The 10,599-nt window shown below is 45.0% G+C and carries 9 protein-coding genes; 1 reads left to right on the top strand and 8 read right to left on the bottom strand.

Features of this window, described 5'->3' with window-relative positions:
- Positions 1-121 precede the first annotated feature (121 nt).
- From Q1Q15_RS02585 to Q1Q15_RS02560, 6 genes are all read right to left on the bottom strand, one after another.
- Positions 122-745, bottom strand: coding sequence for a hypothetical protein (locus Q1Q15_RS02585; protein WP_300456230.1), 624 nt, complete (start codon positions 743-745; stop codon positions 122-124).
- A 1,406-nt stretch (positions 746-2,151) separates the two neighbouring features.
- Positions 2,152-2,835, bottom strand: a complete 684-nt coding sequence (locus Q1Q15_RS02580) for a GntR family transcriptional regulator (protein ID WP_300456227.1) — start codon at positions 2,833-2,835, stop codon at positions 2,152-2,154.
- Positions 2,836-2,973: 138 nt separating this feature from the next.
- Positions 2,974-3,948 (bottom strand): TAXI family TRAP transporter solute-binding subunit, encoded by a 975-nt coding sequence (locus Q1Q15_RS02575; RefSeq protein ID WP_300456224.1) that lies wholly within the window; start codon positions 3,946-3,948, stop codon positions 2,974-2,976.
- Between the two features lie 36 nt (positions 3,949-3,984).
- A complete protein-coding gene (locus Q1Q15_RS02570) occupies positions 3,985-5,103 on the bottom strand; it encodes a muconate/chloromuconate family cycloisomerase (protein ID WP_300456221.1) in 1,119 nt (372 codons plus the stop codon).
- A gap of 36 nt (positions 5,104-5,139) precedes the next feature.
- The gene (locus Q1Q15_RS02565; protein WP_300456218.1) at positions 5,140-6,933 is read right to left on the bottom strand and encodes a TRAP transporter fused permease subunit; all 1,794 of its coding nucleotides are present in this window, start codon (positions 6,931-6,933) and stop codon (positions 5,140-5,142) included.
- 658 nt (positions 6,934-7,591) lie between these two features.
- Entirely contained in the window at positions 7,592-7,894 is a 303-nt protein-coding gene (locus tag Q1Q15_RS02560) for a hypothetical protein (RefSeq protein WP_300456215.1), read from the bottom strand.
- A gap of 352 nt (positions 7,895-8,246) precedes the next feature.
- Between Q1Q15_RS02560 and Q1Q15_RS02555 the strand changes: the two genes are divergently transcribed.
- Entirely contained in the window at positions 8,247-9,137 is an 891-nt protein-coding gene (locus Q1Q15_RS02555) for a hypothetical protein (RefSeq protein ID WP_300456213.1), read from the top strand.
- A 667-nt stretch (positions 9,138-9,804) separates the two neighbouring features.
- Here the strand turns inward: Q1Q15_RS02555 and Q1Q15_RS02550 are convergent.
- Both Q1Q15_RS02550 and Q1Q15_RS02545 read right to left on the bottom strand, forming a co-directional pair.
- A complete protein-coding gene (locus Q1Q15_RS02550; RefSeq protein ID WP_300456210.1) occupies positions 9,805-10,122 on the bottom strand; it encodes a hypothetical protein in 318 nt (105 codons plus the stop codon).
- Positions 10,123-10,194: 72 nt separating this feature from the next.
- On the bottom strand, positions 10,195-10,482 hold the full coding sequence (locus Q1Q15_RS02545; protein WP_300456208.1) for a hypothetical protein: 288 nt from the start codon (positions 10,480-10,482) through the stop codon (positions 10,195-10,197).
- Between the last annotated feature and the right edge of the window lie 117 nt (positions 10,483-10,599).

Below are 10,599 nucleotides of genomic sequence, written 5' to 3'. Positions count from 1 at the left end.
GTCATTAAGCCATTTTTATTAAACTTATTTAGTCGGGTTTGTACGACTTGTTAAAAGTATAGTGGAAATCTCTATATCTGATCAAAACAATCAGGAAATTGATGCCAGAACTACGCGGCGATCAACAGTTGCCCTCAAATACTCCTTGCACAGGGGCTATTGCCAAACATACTTCGACAGGCTTGGCACAAGGTTCACCAGCAAATCCTTTTTCTTTTTTGCAGATACATTCATTTACTGCAAAAGACTGACCATTTTCAATGATCGTTGATACCTGCTCATAGGGTAGACTTGCTTGAGTGTTTTCAATTTCCTTTTCAATAGGGATTACCTGCATGAGTTGTGTTTTGTGTTTAAAGAATTCTTTTCCCCAAACTGGATAGTATTCATCCACCAACCTTGCAAGTTCTTCGTCCATATCCTTAACTTGAAATTCATATATGCCAAACACCCATGGCATCATTCTGAAGACCTTAACCTCACCAAAATCAACTCCAAATAGTTGTCCTTTTCTCCACATAGTCTCAAGTTGCTCTGCAAGACCATCAATGGGTCTTCCGGTTCGTTCTGCAATCTGCTCTGGTGTCTCAAATGTCAACCTTAGATCACAAAACATATCAGCTTCTTCTGGTGTAAAAAGCTTTTCTAATATCTTTATTTCAATGCCACTATCCGTTCGTTGGAATCCATTTGGAAGAGTATCCAGTACCTCTGCAAGGGTTTTATAGCTTGAATTGTCTTTCATTTTTAGGCTCCTTTTTAGGTTATAATTTTTAATAATAGCCCAAGATTCAGATATTATTTGAGGTACAAGAGAGAGATTAATTGTTAACTGAAAAATGACAAAGTGTCAACGGACCTAATATGTTAATTCTATGAGAATTATTCCTGCTTGCCTGATCAGATACCTATGATTTCAACGATTCCATGAGTAGTAGCTGGAACATGCTTCAGGTGGGAGGTGGACACCACGATCATTCCTCTATTTTGAATTTTTCCTTTTGGGATCATGTTTTATGTGGTCGAAGACAGAACACCACGGGTAAACTCTATATCGAAATCAGGTTGATCTCCAATTAAAGAATATTACAGCATATCCTTTCTGATTAAATTATATTTCCTGACAAGCTGAATAAAATCAATCCTTCCAAATTCAACTCAATATATTTCGTTGAAAATCGATCACCATGGTCCCCATTCATTCAAAGCTTCTGCCAGGATCCGATGGGTCCCATAGAAAATGCCGACCTCGAATTCCCGGAATAGATCAGCCGCCAGTGTCACAGCTTATTCCTTTGGGGGTAAATGCGTCGCCATTGTATATGTCTGAAATATATTTTGTGCATCTGAAAAATACTTTAAATAAAGGCCTTTACGGCCCGATAGGCAGCGGTTTTATCACTACGTTATTAACGGGTATGGGGCCTATATAATGGCCGTTATCCGGACATTCAGTTTTATATTTAAAAAAGCCCGGGTTGATACTGGATCATCTATCTAATTAGCTTGCCCCATCAGGTCTCCCAACATTTTTATGGACCACCTCCTGCCGGGGCAAATCCATTTCATCCCCGGGAATCAGGACCTGAGGGCCAGGGAGTGCTGGAAGGCATTGCATTCTTTGACCTTTATGCCGGTGCCTTGAGCCAGATGGTATTTGGATTCTTAATGGGTCTTTCCCGGGCCTGCTATGCCTCATAGGACTAACATAGCAAGGCCCCTGTCATATCCCCAATGATCTAATCTCTTGCAGTGACATAATATCCCCCTATAATGTCTATCAGCATTTATTGTAAAGGGATATCAAGCCTGTATTCGATTTACAGCATAGCCGTTTGGGTGTCCCAAAAAAAACGAGGTTCGCATATAGAGCACCAGTGAAATCTGGCCCTGCAGGCCGACACCGGTATTTGATATGATTCGGGTGGGAAGGGATATCCCACATCCATGCAAGGAGACAGGACAAATCTTTGCCTATCCCATGGGTACACTTTGGAATCAAAAGAGTAACCTGATACTTCTTAAGCATTTCAACAATGACTTAAGCACCGATTATAATAATTCCCTTAATTTCATATCAATAACTGAATAGTCTTTTAGGTAGCACGAAAACCCTTTGCGAAAACTATGCAGCTGAAATCAGTTTGCGGGTTAATCGAGCGGATTCTTTAAAGAATCAGCCATGCCATACCCTCCGATGAGGTGCGAGATCATGATTTGGAGATAGGCGTTGAAATGTTGGTTCAGGCCTTTGATCACACCCTGCTTGTCCTCTTTGACCATGGCTTCACAGACCATTTCCAGGGACAGGACTGAATCCCGCCTCAGGGTTTTGATGGTATCATCGTTTTCATCAATGGAGTTCCAGAGCCGGATGCATTTGTCCTGGACTCTGGAAAGAAATTCCTTTAGCAGTCGGTTGCCATGAACCTCATTAAAGGTTTTATGGAAAAGGGCATCCAGCTTTTTATAACCCTCATAATCATCAAGGGATAGGCCATGGAGGTTCTGGACGATTTCATCAAAGATTTTTAAATGGTAGGGCTTGATTCTCTGGAGGGCCAGTTCACCTGCAGCCTTTTCTAATATGGATCGCATCTCAAAAATATCCCTTAAATCATTGAGATCAAAACTGGTGACCACCACCCCCTTTTTGGGATGAATTTCCACTAGGCCCTCCATTTCAAGCATAATAAGTGTTTCCCGGTATGGAGTACGGCTGATTTCAAATTCCTTGCATATGTCTTTTTCCACCAGGGTAGACCCCTGGCGGTAAAATCCTTCAATGATTCTTTTTTTGATTTGACGGAAAACTTTTGACCCTTTGGCTGACATAGATTTCCCTTAAATAGAGTTATTAGGTGCCATTCATATTATGACAACATAAATACACTAAAAAACCGTTACCGTATACAGAAAATATCTCCCCGCATTTTGTGCGGGGAGATGAGTCACTTAAAGAGGAATAACTTACTATTTAAGATAACCTTTTTCTCGGTAGTATTTTTCAGCACCCGGGTGAAGAAGGGTCTCCACGCCCTTGGTGGCGACTTCCGGGATCCAGTTTTGGGCAGACTTGTGGACGTTCTGAACTTCTTGGGCATGCTCACACAGGGTTTTAGTTATGTTGTAAACCAGGCCTTCATCAGTTTTTGCGTTAATCATCAAGGTATTGGCCATGGACAGGGTCTCAAGGTCTTCGGTCTGACCCTTATAGGTGCCGGCTGGAATAGTATAAGGGGCCAAGGACCAATCCTTTTGAAGGGTATCTCTGGCTTCTTTAGGAAGTTCCACAAAGACCAGGGGACGGGAAATGGCCATTTCGGTGATGCTGGCCGAAGGGACTGAAATATAAGAAAAATGGGTGTCAGCATGTCCGTCTTTGGTCAATTGGACTGCCTCTCCATGGCCCACGTGGAAAATTTTGCCGTCATTTTTTTTTATTTTTTCATAACTTAAGTCAAAGACTCCCATGACCTTGCGCCAAATAAATTCATCAGTGGCACCGGGTTTATTCAGGGTAATTTTGATGGGCAGTTTTTTGTCGGCCATGTCTTTGTAAGTGACCATGTCATCCCGGGTGGTCACAAAATGCTGGGCCGAAAACCCGAAATTGGTGGCAATGACAAGGGTATCCGGGTATTTGGTGTCATAGGGATCCATGCCCTGGCGGGCCGCCATAATAAAAGGAGGGAAGCTCATGGTTATAGGGGTGTCACCCAGGCTGCAGGTGGCCACATTGGAGACCCCTGATCCGGGCACCACCACCAGGCTAATCTGGTCCTTGAGTTCTGTATTTATGATTTCAGCAAGACCCGATACAATGGTGTACCAGCCACCGCCGATCTGACCCCCGGCAGCTTTTAAGGTCTGTTTTGCAAGGGCAGAGCCATTGAACATTGACAAAAATCCTACTAATAGACAAAGGGCTAATACTTTCTTTTTCATTTTCTCACTCCTTTTTATTGGGTTGTATTTTAAGGGTCATCTCTGAAAGAGTTTGACCTTTTCCATATCTACGTCAATACCCAGCCCCGGTCCCTGGGGTAGGTAGACCCTGCCGTTTTCTATCTGGACAGGCCGGACTACCACATCGCCTTTGAGCATGGCTGGTCCCCAGAGTTCGCATCCCCAGGTCAGTTCCGGGATGGCTGCTGCAAACTGAAGGTAAGCGGCAGTACCGATACTAGTTTCGATCATACATCCGATATAGGCACCCAGACCAGCCATTCTGGCCATATGATATGTGTTCATAGCATTCAGCAATCCCCCCAGCTTGGTCAACTTGTAGGCAAAAATGTCCGCGGCCCCCCTCACAATCATTTCCAGGGCTGCATGGCCACCGCACAGGCTTTCATCGGCCATGATAGGAAAGGGGCTGTTTGCCGTGATTGCAACCATGCCTTTGGTGTCCCACCTGGGAAGGGGTTGTTCCAGAAAATCAACGTCCAGGTCACTAAGGGCTTTCAGGGCTTTTTTAGCTGTGTTGTAATCCCATCCCTGGTTCACGTCCACCCGTAGACTGACACCATCGCCCAATTCTTGTCTCACGGCTGCCAGGCGGTCAATATCTTTTTTCCAACTGTCTGCTCCGAATTTGAATTTAAAGATGCGGTATCCCTCTTCATATTTTTCCCGGGCCTCTTTTAAATCCCCCTCCAAGTCACCTATGGCCAGAGACCAACTGAGTCTAATGCTGTCCCTGTATGGCCCCCCCAGCAGGACAGAGACGGGCTGGTCATAGTATTTGCCAATGATGTCCAATACAGCAAATTCCACAGCGGCCTTGGCAAAATTGTTTCCCTGGTAGGGGGCAAAAACATGGTTCAGAGCTACCTGGTAATTGAGAAGGCTTGTTCCCATGAGACGGGGGGCAAAATAATGGTCAACAGTTGCCTGGATGCTTTCGCTGGATTCTTCGGACCAGGTTGGACCGTGGAAGGTGGCAGCCTCTCCCCAGCCGATCAGTCCCTCCTGGGTTTTTATTTTTACCAGGACGTAGTTTACGGTATGGGTTGCGCCAAAAGACATCACATGGGGGCGGATCAACGGGACGTCTATCAGATATGTGGTGCACTCAACGACGGTTAATGGCTTACTCATATCGATTTCCTTTTGAAAAAGATTAATTATGGTTTTTCAGGACACAATAAAATAAACACAGGCCAGGCAGACGGCAAAACAAAGGGTTCTCATCAGAGGGTTGAGTTTGGTTTTATAATATCCAATCATCCCCATGGAACCCAGGACCACCACCACGCAGGCCAGAAAAATCGCCACGACAATCCCCTTCAGGTCGCCAAGGAGAAGCAGGGAATCATTGAACAGGAACAAAAAGGGAATCACAAACCCCACAAAGGCGACTCGGGCGGCAGTGAAGGCCGTGGTCATGGGATTGGAACCTGCGATACTGGCAGCGGCATAGGCGCTCACGGCCACGGGTGGAGTTACACTGGCAATGACAGCATAATAGAGGATAAACAGGTGGGGCCCTAATCCTGTAAAGCCCAGCTTGGTCATGATGGGCAGAGTGATGACCCCGGTGACCACATAGGCCGGAACGCAGGGAACCCCCATACCAAGGGCAATACAGATAATCATAGTCAGCAATGGTGCCAGATAAATGCTTTTTTCGGCCACAGCCATGACCATGGAAGTCATCTGAAGCCCCACACCTGTGTAAATCACCGAGGCAGCTACGATACCAACCGAGGAGCAGGCCACGGCAATCATGATGGCATTCTTGCTGCCTTCAGACAGGACCTTGATCAGCCGTCGGGGCGTCAGCCGGGTTTCCTTTGAAGCAAAGCTGAGGAGAAAAGTCAGGCAAATGCCGGTAAAGGCGGCCATAAAAGGCGTGTATTTAAGAATGATCATACCCAGGATCAACAAGATCGGGCTGATCAAATAAAAATTTTTCCACAAATGATTCCAGGATCGCAGGTCATCACTTGGTATGCCCTTCAGTCCAAGCTTGTTGGCTTCAAACTGGACCATGCACATGATGGCAAAGTAGTAGAGCATGGCGCTGACGATGGCTTGGCGGCAGACTTCATAATAGGGGGTCCCGGTCACCTCGGCAATGATAAAGCCCACAGCCCCCATGACCGGCGGCATGTACTGTCCCCCGGTGGATGCAGCGGATTCTACAGCCGCGGCAAAATGGGGTCGGTAGCCCATTTTCTTCATCAAGGGGATGGTGAAGCTTCCCGTGGCATATACATTGGCCGGTCCGGACCCGCTGATGCTGCCAAACAGGCAGGAACTGGCCACGGCCACCTTGGCGGGCCCCCCTTTTGACCGTCCAAAAAGCCGGGAAGCCAGGTCAATAATATAGGTGCCCACATCAGTGTGGATCAAAAAAGCCCCAAACAAAACAAAGAGAAATACATAGGTGGCAGATACACCTACCACCACGCCGTGAATCCCTTGTTCCCCCAGAAGGTACAGCTGTTCCACCACCCGCTGAAATTGAATATGAGGATGCTGAAAATAACCGAAAACAGGCCAGTGGCCAATAAGCATATACAAAAGACTGACTGTGGTAATCATGGCCAGGACACGGCTGACGCATCGGCGGGTGGCCTCTATGATAACAATGACGGCAATACTGCCCAGAATCAGTTCACTGTTAAGGAGCTGGGTTAGATGCTCCATACGGGTATAAATTCGGGCATGGTCAATGACAACAAACAACTCTGCGGCAGTGGCCAGTCCGGCCCAGACCCAATCGAAACTCGAAGGCCGGTCTTTAGGAGAAGTGGGAAATGCAGGATAGAAAAAAAACGAAACCGGCACCAGAAGGAACAGGTGAATGGAGCGCTGGAGAAGAGTGGTAAAGACCCCGAAGGCCGCTGTATATAGGTGGAATACTGCGCAAAATGTCAGTAAAGCGATGACGGCATGCTTGTTGAATCCAGTTAGGTCCCTCATAATACAATTTCCTTTATCTACTGTTGTGGCTATTATACGATTCAGCTGTGACATTATTTTCACGAATAAATTCGTCAGCAAAACATTGTTCAACTGAAATTATCTCATCAGGGTTTCTCCAATTTATATTCACTCGATTGAAACGTTTATTACAGAGAAGTATTACATGAGGGTTATTAAATAATATGAGCATATTTTTCAAAAGGAAATTCGGCACCCAAGTCACTCTGTTTTTTTCAAAATACATTATGTATTTAAGTTATGTCAAGACATTTTATTTTAATTTTTAGTTATGTCAAGATTGTGGATACCATTTCCACATAAACCCTAAACTGTATATCACACCATTAACAATTCCTAACAAATTGAATTTTTGTGAGGAGAGCCTTGATGGTATTATCAAACAGGAGTCAAATCCCCCAATTTACCGAGAGCTTCTTTTTCCAGTCCGGGCTTTTTAAGATTTGCCCTGATACAAGATATGGTATGGATGGATTTTTGAGTTTCAGATTTGAAATTACAAGATATGGGATAGCCTCAATCCAAATTTCAAAAGGTCGCTACATAATTGGAGACAAAGATCAGCGACCCTCACCGGCATTACCGTTCCCTGGCCCGTGGGTTCTGGAAAACTTATCATCCTCCCACTTTTCTGCGATCAGGTAGTGGCCTCCTTACTGGAAAGGCATGCGGCGGATATGGGGACGATGATGGAGAAGTATCGGCGTTCGTCCCCGTACCACCCGGGCTGCAGTCGGGAGTCCTTTCCATATCCGTGCTTCCTGCGGCATTCCTGCAGTTGGGGCAGACGTTCAAAGAGGATGCCGGACTCGAATACATACAGGAGCACCAGTCGCAAGGCCGTTTGGGCTTGAACGCCAATGATTATAATGATACCCGGGCTAAGGGCTTTTACAGGGAAGTTCTCGGAATCAAAAATGGTTTGTCTCCCATAGAACATCTCTCCAATGGGAGCTCTTCCCCATAGGCCGTGTGAATCCGTCAACGGCGCTGTCAATACTTTGGCGAAACAATGGATAGCTCCAGTAGTGTATATGGCCCTAAAATCATAAAACCTTTATTGAAAAGGGTCTTTGCATTTTTTATGTTTTCTGGCACAGATCCTGCTTTCTCTTTTGGAAACGTGGTGAAATATCATGTCGAATAAGCCATGAAAAGGTCAACCCATTGGAAAAGAGAGGTGTGTTGTAAAAATTTTAGATACCGGTTTCTCAGCTCCCAAGCTTCCGCAAAAAGTTGTGTGGTCTCGGTCTGAAACCGCCAGCCCATTTAATACCCTGCTGGGGTCTCAAATGGGCCATAAGAGTCAGGAAACCCCGCCTGTATTATTGGGTACCATCACCCGGGAAACCCCTACAATTTCCCAGCTTCTCTATAAAAGCCCGTTAAAAGAAGAATGCTGGCAGATCATACATGACAAAATCAACAGCAACAAGGCGTTTCACCGGATTCGACCCGGTACCGAAATACATTATAATCCAGACACCCGTGAACTGGTCTGGGGAGAAGAACTTTCTGCTATGCTGGCCAAAGCCCCTCAACCTTCCAGAGGAGAGAACCTAACCCAGGCCCCTGCTGTCCATATGAATTCTGAACTACCCATGGACCTGTCCGATTCTGCCAAACAGTTTATCGGTCGAGACTATGACCAGATGGATTGCTATGAACTTGTGGTGGGGGGATTGCGGGAACTTGGGGTTCAATACAACGGAAAAGGCGGACTTCATGAACACCTGGTAAGCCGGGCCAGCCAACAGGGCCTTGCGCGAAATCATTACCTTAACGGCGAAGGTATAGTGTCTGCCTCGGGGAAGGATGTGTTTAAGAAAACCTATTACAGGATAACGGATCCGGCCGGTACTGTGGATGAAATCATGGCTGACCTGAAATTAAGGCTTGAACAAGGGCAGATCCTTTCCTTTTCCATGAAAAACAGGGGACATACCGGCGTTATTTCTCAAATGAAGGACCAATGGACCTTTGTCAACTCAGGTCAAATGGACAACAATCTGTCTGGGGAAAACGGAAAAAAGGCTGTGGGCGAAGAAGATCTGGAAGCGGAACTCCTCAACTGGTTCAAATTGGTGAACAGGGAAAAATCAGCGCTTCAGATCACCTTGGGAAGCCTGGATATGGCCCGGTTGTCCATGTTCAAACCTTCAGGATTTCGGCAAAAGGTCTGAGATAAAGACAACCCAAAAAACCGCAAATTTCCGTCTCTACCCAATGATCTCTATTATTGCGGCGGTTTTAACGGTCAAATCGTGGCAGTTATCCCATCCAAAGACATTGTAGTCATGCGTCTTGGTGTTACCCATGATAATTCATGGAGCCATGAGACCTTTATCAGAGAAGTCCTGGATAACATACGGTAAAAAGTAAGAGTAGGTAAACACTTGACCCTTGCAAAAAGAAAAAACCCTTTGATGCCCTGCACCGCATCAAAGAGGGTGTGCTGCAAGGCAAATTTTCCACGGGAGTGTTCAAACACTTTTCCTCCGCCTGGTAAAATAAGTCATGTCATGACGACACAAGCATTGCTCTATTTCCAAGAGACCGTTTCAAAGCATAAAATCGAATCTATCATGCATAGCTCAGTAGGACTGATGTAGAAACATTAATTTTTAGAAGAGTAATGCAGAAATTAATATTTGCATCCGAACTCTTTTTGCGCACTCTGGTAATTGTGAATAAGGATATTTAAAGAAAGGGTCAAACGCTTCCGGAGTATCAAGGTATTGTAGAAACTCAGCTTTAACATCTTCGATTGTTGAGCCTGTTTTTATGCTGATAGCCTCTATGGTTTGCCTTATATATTTAATTGCAGAATCCATACATATAGAATACAGGTTAAACAACAAAAATTAAAGGATTAAGCAAACTAACACTAACATAGGATATCCATTTTCTGCCTTTCAGGTTTTTATTTCTGTCAAAAGAGAACAATTCCCATGCCAGTTCCTCTATATGGGCTATTTCATTCATCCCTTCAGCAAGGGCATCTTTCAAGCCCACAGGGAACGGTATGTGCCCGGCAGTATATATGCCGTTATGTTTCGCAGCCGCAACGGCCTCATGAAATTCTGTTTTTGTCAGATAAGAATAAAGTTTGATAAAATCAAAACCTGCAAAGGCTTGATCCAGAACTATTTCACCTGGATTATCCACGAGACCGAATAATATGGGGCCACAGGTATAAATACTCGGCCCGGTGAGCTGACCTTTATTTATTTCCTTTCTCTATTCGAGCGCATATTTTTGGTCCCCGCCGTCAGGGCCAAAACACCGTATCGTTGTCACACCATTGAAAAGATAAAGATGAAGGGGTGAGGTTCTCCAGACATCAGATCCATCATTCCAATTAAATGCGGTATGGATATACATGTCACACAACCCTGGCATCAGATACGCGCCATCACCATCGATCACTTCTGCTTGCTTTGGTATGGTTATTTGATTTGAAAGCGCTATTTTTTTGATTTTATTCCCTATTACAATGACCGTTTGATTTTCAATCAGTATCATCATTTAACATGGGAACAAGAGTCATATTGCGAAAAACCATTATCTTCATGTTTTTGTTTAATCCCTGTGAACCTATCGCATAAGATGATATTATTAAAACAAAAAAGAAGATGAAGATGT

Source organism: Desulfobacula sp., from assembly GCF_030145145.1.
Taxonomy (GTDB): domain Bacteria; phylum Desulfobacterota; class Desulfobacteria; order Desulfobacterales; family Desulfobacteraceae; genus Desulfobacula.
This window is presented reverse-complemented; position numbering and strand designations above follow the sequence as displayed.